We start from the raw sequence: 23,297 nt of genomic DNA on the forward strand, positions 1-23,297 counted from the left end.
GCATGCGAGCGGATCTGGACATCATCCAGGAGTGGATCGCCCCGGGCAGCCGCGTGCTCGACCTGGGCTGCGGCGACGGCGAGCTGCTCGCCTGGCTGCGCGACAACAAGCAGGTTTCCGGCTACGGCCTGGAGATCGACCCGGACAAGATCGCCCTGTGCATCGAGCGCGGCGTCAACGTCATCGAGCAGAACCTCGACCTGGGGCTCGGCAACTTCGCCAGCAACAGCTTCGACGTGGTGGTGATGACTCAGTCGCTGCAGGCGCTGCACTACCCGGACAAAGTGCTGGCCGAGATGCTGCGTGTCGGCAAGACCTGCATCATCACCTTCCCCAACTTCGGCCACTGGCGCTGCCGCTGGTACCTGACGACAAAAGGTCGCATGCCGGTTTCGGACTTCCTGCCCTACACCTGGTACAACACACCGAACATTCACTTCTGCACCTTCGAAGACTTCGAGCGCCTGTGCCATGCTCAAGGAGCACGTGTGGAAGAACGCCTGGCGGTGGACCGCGAACACCGCCATGGCCTTGCAAGCCGCGCCTGGCCCAACCTGCTGGGCGAGATCGGCATCTATCGCATCAGCGGTGCGGAGCCTGCCGCCCGCCGCGTCGCGGTCTGAACGAGGAGAACACCATGCGCCGCATCATCCCCTTCCTGATCGCCCTGTGCCTGGCCTTGCCGGCTGCCGCAGAACGCAAGCAGAGCTTCGGCGATCTCGACGTCCACTACAGCGTCTTCAACTCCAGCTTCATCCAACCGGACATCGCCGCAGCCGCCGGCCTGACCCGCAGCAAGACCCAGGGCGTGATCAACGTCGCCGTGCTCAAGGCCGGCAAGGCCAGCACCGCCGTGGTCGCCGGCGAGGTGAAGGACCTGCTGGGCAAGAGCACCGCGCTGAGCTTCCGTCAGGTCAGCGAGGGCGACGCCATCTACTACCTGGCGCAGTTCCCGTTCAAGACGCGCGAAGTGCTGAGCTTCACCCTGAACGTGCGTCAGGGCGACGACGCACACCGCATCACCTTCAACCAGGAAATGTTCCCGGATGACTGACCCCGTGAATGGCTTCAAGGAACTGGTACTGGCCAGTCACAACGCCGGCAAGCTCAAGGAGCTGCAGGCCATGCTCGGCGACGCCGTGCGCGTGCGCTCGATCGGCGAATTCAGCCAGGTCGAGCCGGAGGAAACCGGCCTGTCGTTCGTCGAGAACGCCATCCTCAAGGCGCGCAACGCCGCACGCATCTCCGGCCTGCCGGCGCTGGCCGACGACTCCGGCCTGGCGGTGGATTACCTGGGGGGCGCGCCCGGCATCTACTCCGCGCGCTACGCCGATGGCAAGGGCGATGCGGCGAACAACGCCAAGCTGCTCGACGCCCTGAAAGACGTGCCGGATGCCCAGCGCGGCGCGCAGTTCGTCTGCGCCCTGGCCCTGGTGCGCCATGCCGACGACCCGCTGCCGATCCTCTGCGAAGGCCTGTGGCACGGCAGCATCCTGCACGAGGCACGCGGCGAACACGGCTTCGGCTACGACCCGCTGTTCTGGGTGCCGGAAAGCGGCTGCTCCAGCGCCGAACTGCCAGCCGAACAGAAGAACCGCCTGAGCCACCGCGCCCGCGCCATGGCACTGTTCAAGCAGCGCCTGGGGCTATGAAAGGTGCAAGCGACAAGCCACAAGCCGCAAGCAAGAACGCTGACAGCTTGCAGCTTGCGGCTTGCGGCTTCGAGCTGCCGCCTCTGGCGCTCTACATCCACATCCCGTGGTGCGTGCGCAAATGTCCCTATTGCGACTTCAACTCCCACGCGGCCGGGCCGACCCTGCCGGAAGAGGAGTACGTCGACGCGCTGCTCGCCGATCTCGACAGCGATCTGCAGCATGCCCATGGCCGACCGCTGACCTCGATCTTCTTCGGCGGTGGCACGCCCAGCCTGTTCTCCGACCGGGCGCTGGGGCGCTTGCTGGAGGGCGTCGAGCGACGCATCGCCTTCGCCGACGACATCGAGATCACCCTGGAAGCCAATCCGGGCACCTTCGAGCAGGCCAAGTTCAAGGGCTACCGCAGCCTCGGTATCAATCGCCTGTCGATCGGCGTGCAGAGTTTCCAGGAGGCCAAGCTCAAGGCACTGGGCCGTATCCACAATGGCGACGAGGCGATTCGCGCCGCCGACATGGCGCGCGCCGCCGGCTTCGACAACTTCAACCTCGACCTGATGCACGGCCTGCCCGAGCAAAGCATCGAGGACGCCCTGTTCGACCTGCGCACGGCCATCGCCCAGGCCCCGACGCACCTGTCCTGGTACCAGCTGACCATGGAGCCGAACACGGTGTTCTGGAGCCAGCCGCCGCAGCTGCCCGAGGACGACCTGCTGTGGGACATCCAGGAAGCCGGCCAGGCCCTGCTGGCCGCCGAGGACTACGCCCAGTACGAGGTCTCCGCCTATGCCCGTCCCGGGCGGCAGGCACGGCACAACCTCAACTACTGGACCTTCGGTGACTTTCTCGGCATCGGCGCCGGCGCCCACGCCAAGCGGAGCACACCGGACGGGCGCATCCTGCGAACCTGGAAGACGCGCCTGCCCAAGGACTACCTCGACCCGAGCAAGGCCTACCAGGCCGGCGAACGCGTGCTGGATGCCGAGGAGCTGCCGTTCGAGTTCCTGATGAACGTGCTGCGCCTGACCGAGGGCGCGCCTGTCGAGCTGTTCAGCCAGCGCACCGGCCTGCCACTCGCACAGCTCGACGGCGCACGGCGCGAGGGCGAACGCCTGGGCCTGCTGCAGGCCGACGACAGGCGCCTGGTCGCCACGGCCAGGGGCCAGCTGTTTCTCAACGACCTGCTGCAGCTGTTCCTGGCCTAGATCACCCACTGCAGGGCCGCAATCCGGTAGGCTTGTGCGCTTCGCTCGTGCAGCCACCGGCAGTGCTGCACCGACCGTTACCAAGGAGCCTGCATGGATCTGCTACTGGACCTGATCGTCACCCTGTCACGCTGGAGTCGCAGCCACCTCAGCGACATCTCCCTGGCCATCATGGCCACCCTGCTGGTGCTGTTCGGCCCGCTGATCAATGCCTGGGTCCAGCGCACCATCGGCAATCTCAATTTCGTCCTGCGAACCCTGCTGTTCGTGATCTTCTGCGCAGTCGGCTACGGCCTGGCGATCATCTTCCTCACGCCCTGGCTGACCAAGGGCCTGACGTACTTCAACAACTTCACCCTGGCACCGGTGCTGATTCTGATCTTCGTGGTCATCGGCATCCTCGCCGATCGCAACTAGCCCGGCTCACGCCAGTGCCGGTGAGCGACCACCGGCGGCGGCGCCATACACAGCACTCGACCCGACAAGGACGTCATCATGATCCGCCCCTACCTGAACACTGACTGCGACGCGCTGCTCGACATCTGGCTGAGCGCCTCGCTACAGGCCCACGACTTCGTGCCCGAGGCATTCTGGCGCGATCAGCTCGGCGCGATGCGCGAGCACTATCTGCCGCAGGCCGAAACACTGGTGCTGGAACAGGGCGGCACGCCCCTGGCCTTTGCATCCGTGCATGAAGGGCGCCTCGCGGCGCTGTTCGTCAGCCCGGAGCAGCAGGCCTGCGGTCTGGGCCTGCAGTTGCTGGAGGCCGTCATGGCCGAGCGCACGCGGCTCGAGCTGGATGTCTACCAGGCCAACGGGCGGGCAACCGCCTTCTACCGTCGCGCCGGCTTCGAGGTGATCGCTCAGGGGCACGACCCGCACACCGGCCAGGCGCAGCTGACGATGGCCTGGTCGCGCCCCTGAGGCGGCTTCAGTTGCCTTCGCGGCGCAGGGCCTGCGGGGTGAAGTCGCGCGGGCTCAACTTGGCATTGAAGTCGTACATCGGCTCGTTGTTGTCGAGGCCGTCGGCGAAGTAGCGCCCACCCTTGAGGTCGTAGATGGTTTCCAGGGTCGAGCCGAACATCGGCACGTCGTAGTAGCTGATCGGGTGCGCCTCCTGCAGGCCGATCAACGCGCCACTGCGGTCATACAGGTCGACGGCGAGAATCTGCCAGCTGTCCTCGTCCAGATAGAAACGACGCTTGCCGTAGGGATGGCTGAAGCCCTTGCGCAGCTCGGCTTCCACCACCCAGACGCGGTGCAGCTCATAGCGCAGCAGCTCCGGGTTGACGTGCTTGGACTGCAGGATGTCGGCGTAGGGAATACCGCGCTGGTGCACGGCATAGCTGTTGTAGGGCATCAGCATCTCGCGCTTGCCCAGCAGCTGCCATTCGTAGCGATCCGGCGCACCGTTGTAGGAGTCCACCTGGTCGGCGGTGGCCATGCCGTTGGTGTCCGGCTGCAGGGTGTCGTAGGCGAGCATCGGCAGGCGCCGTACGCGGCGCTCGCCACGGTTGAAACGCCAGGCCTTGCGAATGGCCAGGACCTGGTCGAGGGTCTCCTGCACCACCAGGGCAGAGCCGGCCAGCTTGGCCGGCGCCACCACCTTGTACTTGTAGTAGAACAGGGTGTTGTCCAGGTCCTGCGGGGCAACGCCATCGCGCCCATAGAGGAAGTAGATGTCACGCTCGAGCTTGAGCAGGTTGTAGCTGCCATTGGCGAGCACGGCGGCCTGGTTGGTGGCCATGCTGATCTGGTCGCCACGGTAGCGCATGATGTGGTTCCAGATGGCTTCCTGGCCGTTCTGCGGCAACGGGAAGGGCACGCCGGCCGCAGCGCCCTGCACACCGTTGCCACCGGAGATCAGTTCGGCGTTGAGCGCATTGAAACGCGTCGCGTCGTAGATCCGCTGGGGCGCCGCCGCGCTGCGACGGGTCGGGAACACCCGCAGGTAGAAGCTGGGGTTCTGCTGCAGCAGCGTCTTCAGGCCAACCGGCAGCAGTTGCTCGTATTGCGCCAGGTTCTGGCTGTCGACGCGGTACAGCAGTTTGTCGTCGGCATAGGGATCAGGGTGATGCATGCCCGGCCGGTAGCCCGCAGGCGGCGTGGCCAGGCCACCGGTCCAGGCGGGGATGGTGCCGCTGGCATTGCCTGCGCGCTCGCCACCCAGCGGGGTCAGGTCCTGCCCCAGGCGGGCTGCCTGGCTGGCATCGATCTTGGCCTGCGCCTGAAATGCCAGGGCAGTCAGCAGAAGAAGGGAAACCGATCTCAACACAATGCTCTCCTCGCGACACCATGACAGCGGCGTCGCCAATACCTGCACGCCCTCTGTGAGCGTGCTTATCGTTGTTGTGTTCTGAGGTGAGGCGCCATCCTGGCCGTCGGGTTGTCCCGATCTAATCGTGCATCCTGCCGGTCAATCGCAAGCAGCGTGGTCTTACTCCTGACGCTGGAACTTGAGGTCCCACACGCCATGCCCGAGACGCTCGCCGCGGCGCTCGAACTTGGTCACCGGGCGCTCCTCGGGGCGTGGCACGTAGGTGCCATCGGCGGCCAGGTTGCGATAACCAGGCGCGGCGTTCATCACCTCGAGCATGTGCTCAGCATAGTTCTCCCAGTCCGTGGCCATGTGCAGCACCCCGCCGACCTTCAACTTGCTGCGGACCAGTTCGGCGAAGGCCGGCTGGACGATGCGGCGCTTGTGGTGACGGGCCTTGTGCCACGGGTCGGGGAAGAACAGCAGCACGCGATCCAGGCTGGCATCGGCCACGCAGTCGCGCAGCACTTCCAGGGCATCGCAGCTGTAGACGCGCAGGTTGCTCAGGTTCTGCGTCATCACCCCGTTGAGCAGTGCGCCCACGCCCGGCTTGTGCACTTCGACGCCGATGAAGTCATGCTCCGGCGCAGCCGCAGCCATTTCCAGGGTGGAGTGGCCCATGCCGAAACCGATCTCGAAGGTGCGCGGCGCGCTGCGGCCGAAGACCTGGTCGAAATCGCGCAGGCCGTCTTCCAGCTCCAGGCCGAACAGCGGCCAGCCCTTGTCCAGGCCGCGCTGCTGGCCTTCGGTCATGCGCCCGGCACGCATCACGAAACTCTTGATGGTACGGCGCTGGCGACCGTCTTCGGTCAGTTCGGGCTGTTGGGTGTCAGTCATGCTGTGCTCTTCTAGAATGCTTTACGATTTCGCGGGCCGGAGCCATGCAAGGCCTGCACTGCCTTCGACGGAACAGGCAAGGAACGCTCGGCGTCGCGGACGACGGTGCCGAAGCACATGAGCGTTACTCGCTTCACGGCCGCACTGGAAAGTGCGTCAGCCGCAAGCGGCGTTCCGAGCCTGTTTTGACGCGGCGGGGCCGACGCGCAGTCAATCGTCCTTACTTGATCAGGCCATCCAGCGGGGATGAGGCGCTGGCATAGAGTTTCTTCGGCATGCGCCCGGCCAGGTAGGCCAGACGACCGGCTTCGACCGCATGCTGCATGGCGCGCGCCATGAGGATCGGGTCCTGCGCGTGAGCGATGGCGCTGTTGAGCAGCACGCCCTCGCAGCCCAGCTCCATGGCAATGGCGGCATCGGAGGCCGTGCCCACACCGGCATCGACCAGCACCGGCACCTTGGCCTCCTCGAGGATGATGCGCAGGTTGTACGGGTTGCAGATGCCCAGGCCAGAGCCGATCAGGCCGGCCAGCGGCATCACCGCGATGCAGCCGATCTCGGCCAGTTGGCGGGCGATGATCGGGTCGTCGCTGGTGTACACCATCACGTCGAAGCCGTCCTTGACCAGCACTTCGGCGGCCTTGATGGTTTCGATGACATTGGGGAACAGGGTCTTCTGGTCAGCCAGGACTTCCAGCTTCACCAGGTTGTGGCCATCGAGCAGCTCGCGCGCCAGGCGGCAGGTGCGCACGGCCTCGACCGCATCAAAGCAGCCGGCGGTATTGGGCAGGATGGTGTACTTGTCGGGGCTGATCACGTCGAGCAGGTTCGGCTCACCCGGATTCTGGCCGATGTTGGTACGGCGCACCGCCACGGTGACGATCTCGGCGCCGGAAGCGGCGATGGCATCACGGGTTTCGTCCATATCCTTGTACTTGCCGGTGCCGACCAGCAGACGCGACTGGAAGGTACGACCGGCCAGTACGAAGGGCTTGTCGCTGCGAACTTGGCTCATGGGAAACTCCTCAGAGGGATCAACCGCCGCCGATGGCGTGCACCACTTCCACCTGGTCGCCTTCGGCGAGCGGCGTGCTGTCGTGCTGGCTGCGTGGAACGATGTCCAGGTTGAGCTCGACCGCCACGCGACGGCCGGTCAGATCGAGGCGAACCAACAGGTCGGCGACGCTCTGGTTTTCCGGCAGTTCGAAGGGTTCACCATTCAATTGAATGCGCATGACGGCTCGGTCATAACTAGAAAGAGGGCCGGCATTCTAGCCCGATAGCCAGCCGCTACCAAGGCTAAAAGGCGCCATTCGTCATAGGGTCTGTTGCCGCTTCGCGCGCGGCCGCGACGGAGCCAGTTTTTGCGCGGAGCTAGGCGCGAGACGCGAAGCTTGGTCGTCCAAGCGAGTCGTCGAGCAACGACGCGCCGCACAAAAACTGGCCCGTCCCTTCGGGTTGCGCGGCAAATTGCGCCATGCGTCGTTACGGGATTTGCCAAGGGAACAACCATTGCCTGCATCCCGCGCCTAGCCTGGCGCAATTTGGCGCAGCAACGCGGCTCGCGCCGAAACGGCAACAGACCCTGCCATCTGACGCCAGGGTCAGGTCATTTTCCAGGCGCTCAGCCCCAGACACAGCCAGCCGACGAGGAAGGCCACACCACCGAACGGGGTGATCATGCCCAGCTTGCCGATGCCACTGAGGGTGAGCCCGTAGAGGCTGCCCGAGAACAGCACGATGCCCACGGCGAACGCCGTGCCGGCCAGATTGACCAGGCGTCCCGGCACATGCAGGGCCAGCAGGCCGACACCGAACAGCGCCAGCGCATGCACCAGTTGGTAATGCGTCCCCGTCTGGAACACCGCCAGGTAGTCGGGCGTCAGCTTGTGTTTCAGGCCATGAGCCGCGAAGGCACCCAGGGCGACACCGGTAAAGCCGGCGAAAGCGGATAACAGCAACCAGAGGCGGGCCATGGAAACTCCTGATGAGGTCGACGTGGACGCAGTTTAACCACTGCGCCGGCGGGCGCAGTGGTTGTTATTGTCACACCCGCGGCTGATCCTGTGCGCGTTGGGGGTCCTCCAGCGCTTTTTGTTGCCTGCCATCCCTGGCGGCGACCCTTCGGGCCGTCGCGGGGCGACGTCAAAAATCGCTCCAGGCGATTTTTTGTGGCCTGCCATCCCTGGCGGCGACCCTTCGGGCCGTCGCGGAGCGACGTCAAAAATCGCTCCCGGCGATTTTTTGTTTTAATAGCGGCTGATTTCATAACTGCGAAGCCTCATGCTCCGAGCACTGACCCGCCGCCTGCTGAAACTCCTGCTCTGGCTGATCCTGGCCAGCGTGCTGCTGGTGCTCGCCCTGCGCTGGGTGCCGCCACCCGGCACGGCCCTGATGATCGAACGCAAGATCGAGTCCTGGGGCAGCGAGCAGCCCCTCGAACTCAAGCGCCAGTGGCGGCCATGGAACGAGCTGCCGGACAGCCTGAAGATGGCGGTGATCGCCGCGGAAGACCAGAAGTTCGCCAACCACTGGGGCTTCGATCTCGGCGCCATCCAGGCCGCCCTGCAGCACAACCAGAATGGCGGCTCGTTGCGCGGCGCCAGCACGCTGAGTCAGCAGGTGGCGAAGAATCTGTTCCTCTGGTCCGGCCGCAGCTGGCTGCGCAAGGGCCTGGAAGCCTGGTTCACCGCGCTGATCGAGCTGCTCTGGTCGAAAGAGCGCATTCTCGAGGTGTACCTCAACAGCGTGGAATGGGGTGACGGCGTCTTCGGCGCCGAGGCCGCCGCGCAGCAGCACTTCGGCGTCGGCGCGCCCTACCTTAATCGCCAGCAGGCCAGCCAACTGGCCGCCGTGCTGCCCAACCCGCTGCGCTGGAGCGCGGGCCGCCCGGATGGCTACATCCTGCGTCGCTCCGCCTGGATCCGCCAGCAGATGAACCAGCTGGGGGGCGGCCACTACCTCAACCAGCTCAAGCCCAGGTATCCGCACTGGTGGCCAGGCTGGCTGTAAAGCGCCCTAGCGGCTGCGAAAGGCCTTGCGCGGCAGCGCATGCAGCAGCGCGATGTCGTCACCACGCAGGTGCACCGTCAGCCCCCACTGCGGGTAGATCCAGGCTTGTCCCTCTGCCAGCTCCAGGCTGAGACGCGGCTGCCCCAGGCTGGCAGCCAGGCGTTCGCTGGCCAGTGACGACGGGGCGCCAAGGTTCAGACTGGCGATGGAGAAACGCGCCATCTGCTCGACGAGCACAGCGGGCAATACCTGCTCGGCGTCGCCCGGGCGCAACCCTTGCGCCGCCATCAGGCTGTCACGCTGGCTGTCGCTCAACGCCAGCACGGCCTGCAGCGACCATTCACCCTCCTCTCCCTGAAGCCTGGCACGGTAGCTCAGACGCGCACCATCCAGGCGCGGTTCCAGCCACAGCTCGCCGGGGGCCAGACGCTGCAGGTCCGCCAGTTGCAGATGATCGTCCGCCAGAGGCTGCAGGAACGCGTCGCGCCAGGTCTGCAGGTTGGCAACCGGCTGGACCTCGGTGTTGCGCATCAGCCAGGCGCCCCAGGCGAAGAACAGCACGGCCACGACGATGAACAGGAGCCCGTGCTGTGCTCTCAGGGGTGGCTTGTTCACACGATGGCTCCAGGCAGAAAAAAGCCGCACCCAGGTGCGGCTTCTCGTTGGCTCGACAGGCTCAGGCGGCGATACAGCCCTTGAGCTTGTTCATGGCGTTCTTCTCCAGCTGGCGAATACGCTCGGCCGACACATTGTACTTGGCGGCCAGGTCATGCAGCGTCGCCTTCTCCTCGGCCAGCCAGCGCTGGTAGAGAATGTCACGGCTGCGCTCGTCCAGGCTTTCCAGCGCTTCGTGCAGGTTGCTGCTGGAGCTGTCGCTCCAGTCGGCGTCCTCGAGCTGGCGGGCCGGGTCGTAGCGATGGTCTTCCAGATAGTGCGCGGGCGACTGGTAGGCGCTGTCGTCGTCGGCATCGGCGGCCGGATCGAAGGCCATGTCCTGACCGGTCAGGCGGCTTTCCATCTCGCGCACTTCGTGCGGCTCGACGCCCAGGCTCTCGGCCACGGCGGTCACTTCATCGTTGTTCAGCCAGGCCAGACGCTTCTTCTGGCTGCGCAGGTTGAAGAACAGCTTGCGTTGGGCCTTGGTGGTGGCCACTTTGACGATGCGCCAGTTCTTCAGGATGAACTCGTGGATTTCCGCACGGATCCAGTGCACGGCGAAGGACACCAGGCGCACGCCCATTTCCGGGTTGAAGCGCTTGACCGCCTTCATCAGGCCGACGTTGCCCTCCTGGATCAGGTCGGCCTGGGCCAGACCGTAACCGGAGTAGCTGCGCGCGATGTGCACCACGAAACGCAGGTGGGCCAGCACCATCTGGCGGGCGGCCTCGAGATCCTGCTGGTAGTAGAGATTTTCGGCCAGTTCACGCTCCTGCTCGGGCGTCAGCAGCGGAATGCTGTTGACCGCATGCACGTATGCTTCCAGGTTGGCGCCTGGAACCAGAGCATGAACAGGTTGCAAGGAAGTGGACATTCGAATCCTCCGATTCACGAAACTCGTGCAGTGTAGCACTGCGCTATCTGATGCAGGGCCTGTGGATAAGTTCCCTGACAGATAGTCAATATCAACCAAAACAATGACTTGTCAGCTGGCGTTCAGCTTGCCGGGCAAGCCCATCAACGCGGTGCCAGCTCGTTCAGATGCCGCGCTACCGCCAGCCAGGCGCCAATATAGCCCAACAGCACGGCGCCCAGCAGCAGCGAAAAGCCGTCGCCCGAAGGTACGCCACCCAGCGCGAAATCGCTACCGTAAAGGCCGGCCAAACGTACTACAGCATCGTTCAGCCAATCCAGCCCGAAGGCCAGCAGCAGCCAGGCGAAGACACCGGCACCGAAACCGTACAGCGCGCCCATGTAGAGGAAGGGGCGACGCACGTAACCGTCGGTGCCGCCGACCAGCTTGATCACTTCGATCTCGGCGCGGCGGTTCTCGATGTGCAGGCGGATGGTGTTGCCGATCACCAGCAGCAGCGCCAGGATCAGCAGCACGCTGAGGCCGAAGACGAAGCGGTCGCCCAGCTTGAGAATCGCGGTCAGGCGTTCGACCCAGACCAGGTCCAGCTGCGCCTGTTCCACCTTGGGCAGTTCGGCCAGGCGCTGGCGCAGGGCTTCCAGCTTGGCCTTGTCGACCTCCTTGGGCGTGACCAGCACCACACCCGGCAACGGGTTCTCCGGCAGCTCCTTGAGCGCCTGACCGAGGCCGGAAAGCTGCTGGAACTCTTCCAGCGCCTGCTCACGACTGATCCACTCGACGTCGGCGACATCGTCCATCGCCGTGATCTGCTCGCGCAGCGCCTCGCCTTCACGCTCACTGGCGGACAGCTCGAGGAACAGGGAAATCTGCGCCGCACGCTGCCAGGAGCCGCCGAGTTTCTCGACGTTGTCCAGCAGCAGCGACAAGCCCATGGGCATGCTCAGCGCCACGGCCATCACCAGGCAGGTGAAGAAACTGCCGATGGGCTGGCGCGCCAGGCGGCGCAGGCTGTCGACGATGCTGGCGCGGTGGCTTTCCAGCCAGGCGTGGAACAGGGTACGGAAATCCGGCTCGTCCGCCGGACGGGCCGCCACCTTGTTGCGCGGCGCCGCGCCGACGCGTTCGGCCGGTTGCGGCGTGGGCATCTTCGACGCGCTCATCAGGCTGCCTCCCCATCGCCGATCAGGCGGCCACGTTGCAGGGTGAGCATGCGCTGGCGCATGCGCGCGATCAGCGCCAGGTCGTGGCTGGCGATCAGCACCGTGGTGCCCAGCTGATTGATGTCTTCGAACACGCCCATGATCTCGGCGGCCAGGCGCGGGTCGAGGTTGCCGGTGGGTTCGTCCGCCAGCAGCAGTGCCGGGCGATGGACGATGGCGCGGGCGATGCCGACGCGCTGCTGCTGACCGGTGGACAGGTCACCCGGTGCCTGGGCGGCCTTGTCGCTGAGGCTGACCCGCTCCAGCGCCGAGCCGACGCGCCTGGCGATGTCGGGCTTGGACAAGCCGAGAATCTGCAGCGGCAGGGCGACGTTGTCGTACACCGTGCGGTCGAACAGCAGCTGGTGGTTCTGGAACACCACACCGATCTGTCGGCGCAGGAAGGGAATCTGCGCGTTGGTGATGGTCGACAGGTCCTGCCCGGCCAGCAGCAGCTTGCCGCTGGTGGGCCGTTCCATCGCCAGCAGCAGGCGCAGCAGCGTGCTCTTGCCGGCGCCGGAGTGGCCGGTGACGAAGAGAAACTCGCCGGGGCGAACGCGGAAGGTCAGTTCGTGCAGCCCGACATGGCCATTGGGATAACGCTTGGCGACCTGCTCGAATCGGATCATCCGCGTTCACGCTCCTCGAAGAGTGCCTGGACGAAGTCCTGGGCCTGGAACGGGCGCAGGTCGTCGATGCCTTCACCCACGCCGATGTAGCGGATCGGCAGGCCGAACTGCTTGGCCAGGGCGAAGATGACCCCGCCCTTGGCAGTGCCGTCGAGCTTGGTCAACGCCAGACCGGTGAGGTTCACAGTCTGATTGAACTGCTTGGCCTGGCTGATGGCGTTCTGTCCGGTGCCGGCGTCGAGCACCAGCAGCACTTCGTGCGGCGCCGTGTCGTCCAGCTTACCGATCACCCGACGGACCTTCTTCAGCTCTTCCATCAGGTTGTCCTTGGTGTGCAGGCGCCCGGCGGTGTCGGCGATCAGCACGTCGACGCCACGCGACTTGGCCGCCTGGACCGCGTCGAAGATCACCGAAGCCGAGTCGGCACCGGTGTGCTGGGCGATCACCGCGATGTTGTTGCGCTCACCCCAGACCTGCAGCTGCTCCACGGCAGCGGCGCGGAAGGTATCGCCAGCGGCGAGCATGACCTTCTTGCCGTCGAGCTGCAGCTTCTTGGCCAGCTTGCCGATGGTGGTGGTCTTGCCGACGCCGTTCACGCCGACCACGAGGATCACGTAGGGCTGCTTGGCACTGTCGATCTGTAGCGGTTGTTCGACCGGCTTGAGCAGGGTCACCAGCTCTTCCTGCAGCGCCTTGTACAGCGCGCCGCTGTCGGCCAGCTCCTTGCGCGCCACGCGCTTGGTCAGGTTGCCGATGATCGCGGTGGTCGCCTCGACGCCGACGTCGGCGGTGAGCAGGCGGGTTTCCAGGTCGTCGAGCAGGTCGTCGTCGATGGCCTTCTTGCCAAGGAACAGGCTGGCCATGCCCTCGCCCAGGCTGGCGCTGGTCTTGGACAGGCCCTGTTTGAGGCGAGCGAAGAAGCCCGGCTTGTCCTGGGTGGCAGCAACCGGCGCGGCGGGCGCCTGCACTTCCGCTGCAGCCGGTTCGGCGACTGCGACCGGCTCGGGCACTGCCGCGATGGCCGAGTTCGGCGCGGGCTCGGCGACCGGGACAGCAGCCGGGCTCGGCGCCGCCTCGACAACCGGGGCAGGTGCCGGAGCAGGACTCGGCACCACCGGCGCGGCTCCGACGACAGGCGCCGGGGCCTCGGGCTGCGGCTCGGGGAGTGTGTCGAGGCGCGGCGCAGGCGTCTCCTGCACCCCGGCGGCAGGCACATTCGCGGCCTCGTCAGCCACGCCCGGCACAGGCTCGGGCGCCGACTCAGGCGTCGACGCGGCGGGCTTCTTGCGCCACCAGCTGAACAGGGATTTCTTTTCTTCGGTCACAGGCGGGTTCTGCGCGCCGGCATCGGCCGGCGACTTCTTGTCGTCATTGGAACCAAACATGGGTCGCTTGCATCTCAAGGGAGCGTTCGCTCACAGGCTGCAAAGCCTTGCTGCGCCGCCCCGGAAAAGGATGGGGTATCCTAGCACCTCTTCGCCCGCTGGCGGTACGACCGCCCAGGCTATCCGACAGGTCAGACTCTCGATGAATGCCATTGCCCGCCGTTCCCTCGGCCTGCTGTTCGGCGCCCTTTGCGCGCCAATGGTGGCCTTCGCCTCACCCGCTCAACCCACCCACGAATTCAGTCTCGACAATGGCCTCAAGGTCATCGTGCGCGAAGACCACCGCGCCCCCGTGGTGGTCTCCCAGCTCTGGTACAAGGTCGGTTCCAGCTACGAGACGCCTGGCTCCACCGGCCTGTCCCATGCCCTGGAGCACATGATGTTCAAGGGCAGCGCCAAGCTCGGCCCGGGCGAGGCCTCGCAGGTGCTGCGCGACCTGGGGGCGGAAGAGAACGCCTTCACCAGCGACGACTACACCGCCTACTACCAGGTCCTGGCCAGCGACCGTCTGGGCGTGGCGCTGGAGCTGGAGGCCGACCGTCTGGCCAGCCTGCAGCTGCCGGCCAACGAGTTCGACAAGGAAATCGAGGTGATCAAGGAGGAACGCCGCCTGCGCACCGACGACCGTCCCTCGTCCAAGGCCTTCGAGCTGTTCAAGGCCATGGCCTACCCGGCCAGCGGCTACAGCATCCCCACCATCGGCTGGATGGCAGACCTGGAGCGCATGCACATCGACGAACTGCGCGCCTGGTACCGCCAGTGGTACGCGCCGAACAACGCCACCCTGGTGGTGGTCGGCGACGTCAGCGTCGATCAGGTGAAGAGCCTGGCCCAGCGCTACTTCGCCGCCATCCCGCGCCGCGAGGTGCCCAAGGCCAAGCTGCCGCTGGAGCTGCAGGCCGCCGGCGAACGACGCACCACGCTCTACCTCAAGACCCAACTGCCGAACCTGATGATGGGCTTCAACGTGCCCAGCCTGGCCACCACCGCGACGCCGCGCCAGGTCTACGCCCTGCGCCTGGCGGCGGCCCTGCTCGACGGCGGCTACAGCGCACGCCTGTCCACACGCCTGGAACGTGGCGAGGAACTCGTCTCCGGCGCCAGCGCCTGGTACAACGCCTTCACCCGTGGCGACAGCCTGTTCGTCCTCACGGCCACGCCCAACGTGCAGAAAGGCAAGACCCTGGAGCAGGCCGAAGCGGGCCTGTGGCGCGAGCTGGAAGCACTGAAGAAGACGCCGCCATCCGCCGCCGAGCTGGCCCGGGTGCGCGCCCAGGTCATAGCCGGCCTGGTCTATGAGCGCGATTCGATCACCAGCCAGGCCACCAGCATCGGCCAGCTGGAGACCGTCGGCCTGTCCTGGAAGCTGATCGACCAGGAACTGGCCGAGCTGGAAGCCGTGACCCCGGCCGACATCCAGCAGGCTGCCCGCACCTTCTTCGTCCACGACCGCCTGAGCGTCGCCCACGTCCTGCCCGAAGCGTCCCGTAACCAGGAGTCCCGTCATGAAGACTGAGCACCGCCGCCTGGGCCTGCTCGGCCTGGCCCTGTCCACCGCCCTGGCACTGGGTGCCTGCAGCGTCGTCGGCACGCCGGCAGCCACCGGCGAAGGCGCCAAGCTGCAATCACTGGCGGCCCTCGACAACCAGGCACCGACCCGGCGCACGCTGGACATCCAGACCTGGAACACCGCGCAAGGCGCCAAGGTGCTGTTCGTCGAAGCCCATGAGCTACCGATGTTCGACCTGCGCCTGACCTTCGCCGCTGGCAGCAGCCAGGATGGCGACGTGCCGGGCCTGGCGGCCCTGACCAATGCCATGCTCAACGAGGGCGTGCCAGGCAAGGATGTCGGCGCCATCGCCGCCGGCTTCGAGGGCCTCGGTGCCGACTTCGGCAACGGCTCCTACCGCGACATGGCCGTGGCCAGCCTGCGCAGCCTCAGCGCCCGCGAGCAGCGCGAGCCGGCCCTGGCGCTGTTCAGCCAGGTGCTGGGCAAGCCGACCTTCCCGGCCGACTCGCTGGCGCGCATCAAGAACCAGCTGCTCGCCGGCTTCGAGTACCAGAAGCAGAACCCCGGCAAGCTGGCCAGCCTGGAACTGTTCGAGCACCTGTACGGCAAGCATCCCTATGCACACCCGAGCGATGGCACGCCGCAGTCGATCCCGGCGATCACCCGCCAGCAGCTGCAGGCCTTCCACGCCCGCGCATACACCCCTGGCAACGCGGTGATCGCCCTGGTCGGCGACCTGTCGCGCAGCGAGGCCGAAGCCATCGCCAGCCAGGTCTCCGCCGCCCTGCCGCAGGGTCCGGCGCTGGCCGCGATCGCCCAGCCGCAAACGCCCAAGCCCGGCAGCAGCCACATCGAGTACCCGTCCAACCAGACGCACCTGATGCTGGCCCAGCTCGGCATCGACCGCCGCGATCCGGACTACGCCGCCCTGTACCTGGGCAACCAGATCTTCGGCGGCGGTGGCTTCGGCACCCGCCTGATGAGCGAAGTGCGCGAAAAACGCGGCCTGACCTACGGTGTCTATTCCGGCTTCAGCGCCATGCAGGCGCGCGGGCCGTTCATGATCAACCTGCAGACCCGCGCCGAACTCAGCGAAGGCACCCTGGCGCTGGTCAAACAGCTGCTCGCCGACTACCTGCGCGAGGGCCCGACCCAGCAGGAACTGGACAACGCCAAGCGCGAGCTGGCCGGCAGCTTCCCGCTGTCCACCGCGAGCAACGCCGACATCGTCGGGCAACTGGCCTCGATGGGCTTCTATGACCTGCCGCTGAGCTACCTGGACGACTTCATGCGTGACGTGCAGGGTCTGACCACCGAGCAGGTGAAGGCCGCGATGGCCAGGCACCTCGACCCCGCCGCGCTGGTGGTGGTCACTGCCGGCCCGAGCGTGCCGCAGAAGGAACTGCCGCCGCCCACCGAGCGCCCCAGCGAGCTGCCCAGCACGGTGCCGCACTGATGCGCGGCCGTACCCCGCAGAAGGCGCCCGGCAATGCCCATGGCGGCCAGGGCCAGTTGCGCATCATCGGCGGCGAGTGGCGCTCGCGGCGCTTCGCCTTTCCCGACGGGCCGGGCCTGCGCCCGACCCCGGACCGGGTGCGCGAGACCCTGTTCAACTGGCTGGCACCCTATGTCGAGGGCGCCCACGTGCTCGACCCCTTCGCCGGCAGCGGCGCCCTGCTGCTCGAAGCGCTGTCGCGTGGCGCCGCCAGCGGCCTGGCCTGCGATCTCAACCCGGCGTCGGTGAACGCCCTGCGCGGACACCTGGCGACCCTGCAGTGCAGCGCCGGCGAGATCCAGCTGGGCGATGCCCTGCAGCTGCTGGCGCGCCCGGCCCCGCGATGCTTCGACATCGTCCTGCTCGACCCGCCGTTCCACAAGGACCTGCTGCAAGCTGCCTGCACGCTGCTGGAAACGCAGGGCTGGCTGGCCGCTGACGCCTGGATCTATACCGAAAGCGAGACGGCGCCCTCGACCCTGGGCCTGCCCGGCAATTGGCGCCTGCACCGCGAGAAACACACCGGCCAGGTGCACTATGCGCTGTGGCAACGCAGCGCACAGTGACCTGCCTGGTGTGAGTGCTGGCGAGGCAAGCGCCATCCACCCGACCAGGCCACGCTGAACGCCATGCAGGGTGGATGTTGCCTTTTACATCCACCAACACGGCGGTATATGGGTAAAAACACCATCCCCCGACAGGACAGTTCCATGACGCCCTTCCAGCCCGCCTGGTGGCTCCCCGGCCCGCACCTGCAGACGCTGTGGAACCCCTTCTGCCGCAAGCCGCCGCAATTGCAGCGCCGGCGTGAGCGTCTGTGGCTGGACGACGGCGACTTCCTCGACCTCGACTGGCATGGCCCGCACGACGCCCACGCGCCGCTGGTACTGGTGCTGCACGGCCTGACCGGCAGCTCCGACTCACTGTACGTGCTGGGCCTGCAGCAGACCCTGGCTGCACGCGGCTGGGCCAGCGTGGCGCTGAACTGGCGCGGCTGCTCAGGCGAACCCAACCTGCTGCCACGCGGCTACCACTCCGGGGCCAGCGAGGACCTGGCCGCGACAGTGGCCCATCTGCGTGCGCAACGGCCGATGGCAGCGCTGTATGCGGTCGGCTACTCGCTGGGTGGCAACGTGCTGCTCAAGTACCTGGGGGAAAGCGGCGCGCAGAGCCTGTTGCGCGGCGCCGTGGCGGTGTCCGTGCCGTTTCGCCTGGACCAGTGCGCGGACCGCATCGGCCTGGGCTTCTCGCGGGTGTACCAGGCGCACTTCATGCGCGAGATGGTCGCCTACGTGAACAACAAGCAGCGCCTGTTCGCCGAGCAGGGCCAGGGCGAGCGCCTGTCGGTACTGGAACGGCTGGGACCGCTGGACGGCATGCGCACCTTCTGGGACTTCGACGGCCGTATCACCGCGCCGCTGCATGGCTTCGCCGACGCCCACGACTACTACCGCCGCGCGTCGAGCCGTTTCTACCTCGGCGCGATCCGCACCCCTGCCCTGCTGATCCAGGCCGCGGACGACCCTTTCATCTTCCGCCACAGCCTGCCCGAAGCCAGCGAGCTGGCGCCCGGCACCGAGTTCGAACTGCACGCCAGGGGCGGCCATGTCGGCTTCGTCGAAGGCAGCCCGCGCAAGCCGGTGTATTACCTGGAGCGGCGTATCCCACAGTGGCTGGCGAGCCTCGAATGATCGCGACCGGCGCCGCCCCTGCGCGGCATGCGCAGACGTAGCCCCTCCTGCCGAGACCGGAGACGAGTGGCAATCAGCCCAGCACCTGCTCCAGCGGCACATGCAGACGACCGTACAGCGCCTCGACCGCCTCGCGTGCGGAGGGCGCTATGTAGCCGCCTTCCAGCGCCAGCACCTGATAGATGCCACGGCGCAGCATGTCCTGGCTGAGGTTGTCCGGGTTGGCGCCAGCGGTGCAGAGAAAGCGCACCCAGGAGGTCATGATGATCCAGCTGTTGAGCGTCAGCGCCTCGATCTGCGCCGGGGTCATCAGCAGGATGCCGGCGTCGACGAACCCCTGGTAGATGGACTGCGCGCCAACCAGGCAACGCCGGGCGAAGGCGCGGTAACGCTCGGCCAGCTCGGCGTCGGACTCCAGCAGGTGCTCCAGGTCGCGATGCAGGAAGCGGTAGTGCCACATCGCCGCCAGCAGCGCCTCCAGATAGAAGGTCTTGTCGTCCACCGTCAGCGCGCGCTGCTCGGGCAGGCGCAGAAAGCTGTCGACCTGGGCTTCGTACTGGGCGAACAGCTCGGCGATGATCACCTGCTTGTTGCGAAAGTGGTAATACAGATTGCCCGGCGAAATCCCCAGGTGCGCGGCGATGTGGTTGGTGGTGACATTGCGCTCGCCCTGGCTGTTGAACAGGGCCAGGCTCTCGGCAACGATGCGATCGCGGGTCTTGGGTGGCGCCATCTCGCAGCTCGGTCTCGACGTCGAAAAGAGGCAAAGGTACAGGCAGAAACCGGCGAAGTGTTACCCCCGGTGCAACCGGCAGGCTTTCGCTGACCTTTGGTTAGGGTGCAGCGGACAGCGTCACGCGGCATCCTATTTGACACATTAGAGTAATTGCTCTAAAAATCCAGTTCAGTCGAATCGGAGCGTGCAACCACGCCCAGCTGGAACGTCGAGGAGAATCCCCATGGTCGCCGACATCGCCTACCTGCAGCACAGCCAACAGCAGATCAACCAGCTGGAAAACACCTTTGCCCTGCAACGCTCTGCCTTCGGCGCCAACCCCATGCCGTCAGCCGAGCAGCGCATCCAGTGGCTCAAGACCCTGCGCGAGCTGCTGGTCCAGCAGCAGGACGCCCTGGTCGCGGCGATCTCCGAAGACTTCAGCAACCGTTCCGCTGACGAGACCTTGCTCGCCGAGCTGATGCCGAGCCTGCATGGCATCGACTACGCGACCCGGCGCATCCGCAAGTGGATGAAGCCGTCGCGCCGCAGCGTCGGCATGCAGTTCTTGCCGGCCTCGGCCAAGGTCATCTACCAGCCACTGGGCGTGGCCGGCATCATCGTGCCGTGGAACTACCCGCTGTTCCTGGCCATCGGCCCGTTGACCGCCGCCCTGGCCGCCGGCAACCGGGTGATGATCAAGATGAGCGAGTCCACCCCGGCCACCTCGCAACTGATCAAGGACCTGCTGGCGCGCATCTTCCCCGAGGACCTGGTCAGCGTCGCCCTGGGCGAGGCCGAGGTGGGCGTGGCCTTCTCCAGGTTGCCGTTCGACCACCTGCTGTTCACCGGCGCCACCAGCATCGGCAAGCACGTGATGCGTGCTGCCGCGGAAAACCTCACCCCGGTGACCCTGGAGCTGGGCGGCAAGTCGCCGGCCATCGTATCGGCCGAGGTGCCGCTGGCAGACGCCGCCGAGCGCATCGCCTTCGGCAAGACCCTCAACGCCGGACAGACCTGCGTGGCCCCGGACTATGTGCTGGTACCGCGTGACCGCATCGAAGGCTTCGTCAGCGCCTACCGCGAGGTGGTGCAGCGCTTCTACCCGCAGCTGCAGGACAACCCGGACTACACGGCGATCATCAACGAGCGCCAGCTGGCACGCCTCAACGGCTACCTGCAGGACGCCGAGGCCAAGGGCGCACGCATCGTCCCGCTCTACCCCGAAGCCCAGGGCCGGCGCCTGCCGCAGAGCCTGGTACTGGACGTCAACGACGAGATGAAGCTGATGCAGGACGAGATCTTCGGCCCGCTGCTGCCGGTGGTGCCATACGACCGCCTGGAAGATGCCTTCGCCTACGTCAACGCGCGGCCCCGTCCGCTGGCGCTGTACTACTTCGGCTACGACAAGCACGAGCAGCAGCGCGTGCTGCACGAAACCCATTCCGGTGGCGTGTGCCTGAACGACACCCTGCTGCACGTGGCCCAGGACGACATGCCGTTCGGCGGCATCGGCCCGTCGGGCATGGGCCACTACCACGGCCACGAAGGGTTCCTGACGTTCAGCAAGGCCAAGGGGGTGTTCATCAAGCAACGCTTCAACGCGGCGCGCCTGATCTACCCGCCCTATGGCAAGTCGATCCAGAAGCTGGTCTACAAACTGTTCGTGCGCTGATCAACGCGGGCCCGGCCCGCTCTACGCCTGGTGATAACAACAATGAACGACACCACTCCAGACGCGCCGCAGCTGTCGCGGCGCAGCCTGCTCAAGGTCGGCCTGATGGGCACGGCGCTGCTCGGCACGGCCGGACTCACCGCCACGCTCAGCGGTTGCTCGGCCGGCACGCCGGCCAGCGGCTACCTGATCCTGCGCAGCAGCGACCTGCCGTTTCTCAAGGCACTGATCCCGGTCATGCTCGACGGCGCCGTCGCCAGCGAACGCATGCCGCAGGCCGTCGAGGGCACCTTGCGCAGCATCGACAACGGCCTGGCGCACTTCTCCCCAGAGATGCAGAAGCTCACCGTGCAGCTGTTCGACGTGCTGGCACTGACCATCACCCGCGGCCCGCTGACCGGGATCTGGGGCAGCTGGGAGAACGCCAGTGCCGACGATGTGCGGCACTTCCTCGAACGCTGGCAGAACAGCAGCCTGAGCCTGTTGCGCATGGGCCATGCCTCGCTGCTGCAACTGGTGATGATGGCCTGGTATGGCCGGCCGGAGTCCTGGGTGCACTGCGGCTATCCCGGCCCGCCCACCGTCTGAATTCAGCCAACCGCCATTATCAGAATGATGCCTCTGAAACCGCAGCGAGCGATTCGAGTGCAAGGAAGGCTCGCAGCACGTGGCGAGGCCGTACTGAAGTACGCCAAGTCACGGGCGAGGAGCTGACGCCGCACGCGGATCGCACAGCAGGTTTCGGTGCCCCGAGGAAAAACGATGCCCGTACCCGATTTGTTCAAGCAAGGCCTGGCCAAAGGCTGGAAAACCCATGATGGCTCGCGTCTGGAAAACGACCTGACGCTGGAGGCGGATGTCGCCATCGTCGGCAGCGGTGCCGGCGGCGGGACCACGGCGGAGATCCTCAGCGCCGCCGGCTACAAGGTGCTGCTGATCGAAGAAGGCCCGCTGAAGACCAGCGATGACTTCAAGATGCAGGAAGCCGAGGCCTACCCGACGCTCTATCAGGAGGGCATCGGTCGCATGAGCAAGGATGGCGCCGTCACCATCCTGCAAGGCCGCGCCGTCGGGGGCACCACGCTGATCAACTGGACCAGCAGTTTCCGCACGCCCGCGCAGACCCTGGCGCACTGGGCCGAAGCCCATGGCGTGCAAGGCCATGACGTCGAGTCGATGGCGCCCTGGTTCGAGAAGATGGAGCAGCGCCTGGGGGTAGCACCCTGGGTGGTACCGCCGAATGCCAACAACGAGGTGATCCGCACCGGTTGCGACAAGCTCGGCTATCACTGGGCGGTGATCCCGCGCAACGTGCGCGGCTGCTGGAACCTCGGCTACTGCGGCATGGGCTGCCCGACCAACGCCAAGCAGTCGATGCTGGTCACCACCATCCCCGCTACCCTCGAGGCAGGCGGCGAGCTGCTCTACCTGGCCCGCGCCGACAAGCTGGTGATCGAAGGCGATCAGGTGGTCGGCCTCGACTGCCTGGGCATGGATGCGCGCTGCGTGGCGCCCAACGGCAAGCGCATCCGCGTCAAGGCGCGGCACTACGTGCTGGCCGGCGGCGGCATCAACACCCCCGGCATCCTGCTGCGTTCCGCAGCGCCGGACCCGCACCAGCGCATCGGCCGCCGTACCTACCTGCACCTGGTGAACTTCTCCACCGCGCAGTTCGAGCAGGTGATCAACCCCTTCTACGGCGCGCCCCAGTCGCTCTATTCCGATCACTTCCAGTGGGACGACGGCACCACCGGGCGCCTGTCCTACAAACTGGAAGTGCCGCCGCTGCAACCGGCGTTGACCAGCACCCTGCTCGGCGAATTCGGCCGCGAGAATGCCCTGCGCATGGAGCAGTTGCCCTACACCAACGTGATGCTCGCCCTGCTGCGTGACGGCTTCCACCCGGACAGCGCCGAAGGGCGCGTGGAACTGCGCGGCGACGGCAGCCCGGTGCTCGACTACCAGATGACCGACTACACCTGGGACGGTGTGCGCCGGGCCTTCCTGACCATGGCCGAGATCCAGTTCGCCGCCGGCGCCAAGGCGGTGATGCCGACCCATGCCGATGCGCGCTTCGTCAGCACCTGGCGCGAGGCCCGGGAGATGATCGAAAACCTCGACCTGGCGCTGTACCGCACGCGCCTGGGCAGCGCCCACGTGATGGGCGGCTGCGCCATGGGTGAAGACCCGCAGACGGCGGTGGTGGACAGCCTCGGCCGGCACCACCAGCTGGCCAACCTGTCGGTCCATGACGGCTCGCTGTTCCCCACCAGCATCGGTGCCAACCCGCAGCTGTCGATCTACGGGCTCACGGCGAAACTGGCGACGCTCCTGGCCGAGCGCCTGAAAAGCCCGAGCTAGACGCACCGCCCCTGAGTCAGGAACAGACGGCGCATCCCTGCGGCTTGGCCGCCGGGATGCGCTGCGCTACCATCCGACTCCTT

The 23,297-nt window shown here is 66.4% G+C and carries 25 protein-coding genes; 14 read left to right on the forward strand and 11 right to left on the reverse strand.

Annotation, left to right across the window (positions count from 1 at the left end):
• The first annotated feature begins 2 nt into the window (after nucleotides 1-2).
• The 6 genes from metW to JLK41_RS22715 all read left to right on the forward strand — a co-directional run bounded on the left by metW (nucleotide 3) and on the right by JLK41_RS22715 (nucleotide 3,781).
• On the forward strand, nucleotides 3-623 hold the full coding sequence (gene metW, locus JLK41_RS22690) for a methionine biosynthesis protein MetW (protein WP_037056553.1): 621 nt from the start codon (nucleotides 3-5) through the stop codon (nucleotides 621-623).
• Between the two features lie 14 nt (nucleotides 624-637).
• Nucleotides 638-1,054 (forward strand): DUF4426 domain-containing protein, encoded by a 417-nt coding sequence (locus JLK41_RS22695; protein ID WP_037056556.1) that lies wholly within the window; start codon nucleotides 638-640, stop codon nucleotides 1,052-1,054.
• The gene (gene rdgB / locus JLK41_RS22700; protein WP_047585834.1) at nucleotides 1,047-1,652 is read left to right on the forward strand and encodes an RdgB/HAM1 family non-canonical purine NTP pyrophosphatase; all 606 of its coding nucleotides are present in this window, start codon (nucleotides 1,047-1,049) and stop codon (nucleotides 1,650-1,652) included. Before JLK41_RS22695 ends, rdgB begins: the two co-directional genes overlap by 8 nt.
• Nucleotides 1,649-2,857 carry a radical SAM family heme chaperone HemW gene (gene hemW, locus JLK41_RS22705; protein ID WP_244976448.1) on the forward strand — a complete coding sequence of 403 codons (1,209 nt, stop codon included), beginning with the start codon at nucleotides 1,649-1,651 and terminating at the stop codon, nucleotides 2,855-2,857. The genes rdgB and hemW overlap by 4 nt, the downstream gene beginning before the upstream one ends.
• Nucleotides 2,858-2,950: 93 nt before the next feature.
• The gene (locus JLK41_RS22710) at nucleotides 2,951-3,274 is read left to right on the forward strand and encodes a DUF3392 domain-containing protein (protein ID WP_037056572.1); all 324 of its coding nucleotides are present in this window, start codon (nucleotides 2,951-2,953) and stop codon (nucleotides 3,272-3,274) included.
• 78 nt (nucleotides 3,275-3,352) lie between these two features.
• The gene (locus tag JLK41_RS22715) at nucleotides 3,353-3,781 is read left to right on the forward strand and encodes a GNAT family N-acetyltransferase (protein ID WP_210389886.1); all 429 of its coding nucleotides are present in this window, start codon (nucleotides 3,353-3,355) and stop codon (nucleotides 3,779-3,781) included.
• A gap of 7 nt (nucleotides 3,782-3,788) precedes the next feature.
• On the opposite strand, the gene JLK41_RS22720 is transcribed toward JLK41_RS22715, so the two are convergent.
• The 5 genes from JLK41_RS22720 to JLK41_RS22740 form a co-directional block, all read right to left on the reverse strand.
• Nucleotides 3,789-5,132 carry a DUF1329 domain-containing protein gene (locus JLK41_RS22720; protein ID WP_175252699.1) on the reverse strand — a complete coding sequence of 448 codons (1,344 nt, stop codon included), beginning with the start codon at nucleotides 5,130-5,132 and terminating at the stop codon, nucleotides 3,789-3,791.
• 162 nt (nucleotides 5,133-5,294) lie between these two features.
• The gene (trmB, locus tag JLK41_RS22725) at nucleotides 5,295-6,011 is read right to left on the reverse strand and encodes a tRNA (guanosine(46)-N7)-methyltransferase TrmB (RefSeq protein WP_047585838.1); all 717 of its coding nucleotides are present in this window, start codon (nucleotides 6,009-6,011) and stop codon (nucleotides 5,295-5,297) included.
• A gap of 220 nt (nucleotides 6,012-6,231) precedes the next feature.
• The gene (locus JLK41_RS22730) at nucleotides 6,232-7,026 is read right to left on the reverse strand and encodes a thiazole synthase (RefSeq protein WP_037056582.1); all 795 of its coding nucleotides are present in this window, start codon (nucleotides 7,024-7,026) and stop codon (nucleotides 6,232-6,234) included.
• A gap of 19 nt (nucleotides 7,027-7,045) precedes the next feature.
• A complete protein-coding gene (thiS, locus tag JLK41_RS22735) occupies nucleotides 7,046-7,246 on the reverse strand; it encodes a sulfur carrier protein ThiS (RefSeq protein WP_037056584.1) in 201 nt (66 codons plus the stop codon).
• A gap of 369 nt (nucleotides 7,247-7,615) precedes the next feature.
• On the reverse strand, nucleotides 7,616-7,987 hold the full coding sequence (locus tag JLK41_RS22740) for a DUF423 domain-containing protein (protein WP_037056587.1): 372 nt from the start codon (nucleotides 7,985-7,987) through the stop codon (nucleotides 7,616-7,618).
• Between the two features lie 307 nt (nucleotides 7,988-8,294).
• Between JLK41_RS22740 and mtgA the strand changes: the two genes are divergently transcribed.
• On the forward strand, nucleotides 8,295-9,023 hold the full coding sequence (gene mtgA, locus JLK41_RS22745) for a monofunctional biosynthetic peptidoglycan transglycosylase (RefSeq protein WP_210389888.1): 729 nt from the start codon (nucleotides 8,295-8,297) through the stop codon (nucleotides 9,021-9,023).
• 6 nt (nucleotides 9,024-9,029) lie between these two features.
• On the opposite strand, the gene JLK41_RS22750 is transcribed toward mtgA, so the two are convergent.
• The 5 genes from JLK41_RS22750 to ftsY all read right to left on the reverse strand — a co-directional run bounded on the left by JLK41_RS22750 (nucleotide 9,030) and on the right by ftsY (nucleotide 13,767).
• On the reverse strand, nucleotides 9,030-9,638 hold the full coding sequence (locus JLK41_RS22750) for a hypothetical protein (protein WP_210389890.1): 609 nt from the start codon (nucleotides 9,636-9,638) through the stop codon (nucleotides 9,030-9,032).
• A 61-nt stretch (nucleotides 9,639-9,699) separates the two neighbouring features.
• Nucleotides 9,700-10,554, reverse strand: coding sequence for an RNA polymerase sigma factor RpoH (gene rpoH, locus JLK41_RS22755; protein ID WP_037056445.1), 855 nt, complete (start codon nucleotides 10,552-10,554; stop codon nucleotides 9,700-9,702).
• A 143-nt stretch (nucleotides 10,555-10,697) separates the two neighbouring features.
• Nucleotides 10,698-11,714 carry a permease-like cell division protein FtsX gene (gene ftsX / locus JLK41_RS22760; RefSeq protein WP_037056447.1) on the reverse strand — a complete coding sequence of 339 codons (1,017 nt, stop codon included), beginning with the start codon at nucleotides 11,712-11,714 and terminating at the stop codon, nucleotides 10,698-10,700.
• The gene (ftsE, locus tag JLK41_RS22765) at nucleotides 11,714-12,382 is read right to left on the reverse strand and encodes a cell division ATP-binding protein FtsE (protein ID WP_037056449.1); all 669 of its coding nucleotides are present in this window, start codon (nucleotides 12,380-12,382) and stop codon (nucleotides 11,714-11,716) included. Before ftsE ends, ftsX begins: the two co-directional genes overlap by 1 nt.
• The gene (ftsY, locus tag JLK41_RS22770) at nucleotides 12,379-13,767 is read right to left on the reverse strand and encodes a signal recognition particle-docking protein FtsY (RefSeq protein ID WP_210389892.1); all 1,389 of its coding nucleotides are present in this window, start codon (nucleotides 13,765-13,767) and stop codon (nucleotides 12,379-12,381) included. Before ftsY ends, ftsE begins: the two co-directional genes overlap by 4 nt.
• A 142-nt stretch (nucleotides 13,768-13,909) precedes the next feature.
• Between ftsY and JLK41_RS22775 the strand changes: the two genes are divergently transcribed.
• The 4 genes from JLK41_RS22775 (at nucleotide 13,910) to JLK41_RS22790 (ending at nucleotide 18,463) form a co-directional block, all read left to right on the forward strand.
• Nucleotides 13,910-15,283: a M16 family metallopeptidase gene (locus JLK41_RS22775; protein ID WP_210389894.1), complete on the forward strand. Its 1,374-nt coding sequence runs from the start codon at nucleotides 13,910-13,912 to the stop codon at nucleotides 15,281-15,283.
• Nucleotides 15,273-16,733, forward strand: a complete 1,461-nt coding sequence (locus JLK41_RS22780; RefSeq protein WP_210389895.1) for a M16 family metallopeptidase — start codon at nucleotides 15,273-15,275, stop codon at nucleotides 16,731-16,733. Before JLK41_RS22775 ends, JLK41_RS22780 begins: the two co-directional genes overlap by 11 nt.
• Entirely contained in the window at nucleotides 16,733-17,338 is a 606-nt protein-coding gene (gene rsmD / locus JLK41_RS22785) for a 16S rRNA (guanine(966)-N(2))-methyltransferase RsmD (RefSeq protein ID WP_210389897.1), read from the forward strand. Before JLK41_RS22780 ends, rsmD begins: the two co-directional genes overlap by 1 nt.
• Nucleotides 17,339-17,482: 144 nt before the next feature.
• Nucleotides 17,483-18,463 (forward strand): hydrolase, encoded by a 981-nt coding sequence (locus JLK41_RS22790; protein WP_175252693.1) that lies wholly within the window; start codon nucleotides 17,483-17,485, stop codon nucleotides 18,461-18,463.
• A gap of 73 nt (nucleotides 18,464-18,536) precedes the next feature.
• On the opposite strand, the gene JLK41_RS22795 is transcribed toward JLK41_RS22790, so the two are convergent.
• On the reverse strand, nucleotides 18,537-19,196 hold the full coding sequence (locus JLK41_RS22795) for a TetR/AcrR family transcriptional regulator (RefSeq protein ID WP_037056465.1): 660 nt from the start codon (nucleotides 19,194-19,196) through the stop codon (nucleotides 18,537-18,539).
• A gap of 226 nt (nucleotides 19,197-19,422) precedes the next feature.
• Here JLK41_RS22795 and JLK41_RS22800 point away from each other — a divergent pair, with 226 nt between their 5' ends.
• From JLK41_RS22800 to JLK41_RS22810, 3 genes are all read left to right on the forward strand, one after another.
• Nucleotides 19,423-20,853 (forward strand): coniferyl aldehyde dehydrogenase, encoded by a 1,431-nt coding sequence (locus tag JLK41_RS22800; protein ID WP_037056468.1) that lies wholly within the window; start codon nucleotides 19,423-19,425, stop codon nucleotides 20,851-20,853.
• A gap of 42 nt (nucleotides 20,854-20,895) precedes the next feature.
• Nucleotides 20,896-21,441 carry a twin-arginine translocation pathway signal protein gene (locus JLK41_RS22805; RefSeq protein ID WP_210389899.1) on the forward strand — a complete coding sequence of 182 codons (546 nt, stop codon included), beginning with the start codon at nucleotides 20,896-20,898 and terminating at the stop codon, nucleotides 21,439-21,441.
• Between the two features lie 174 nt (nucleotides 21,442-21,615).
• Complete coding sequence (locus JLK41_RS22810; RefSeq protein WP_210389901.1) at nucleotides 21,616-23,214, forward strand: GMC family oxidoreductase; 1,599 nt, start codon at nucleotides 21,616-21,618, stop codon at nucleotides 23,212-23,214.
• Nucleotides 23,215-23,297 lie beyond the last annotated feature (83 nt).

The sequence above is a fragment of the Ectopseudomonas khazarica genome, from assembly GCF_017915135.1.
Lineage (GTDB): Bacteria > Pseudomonadota > Gammaproteobacteria > Pseudomonadales > Pseudomonadaceae > Aquipseudomonas > Aquipseudomonas khazarica.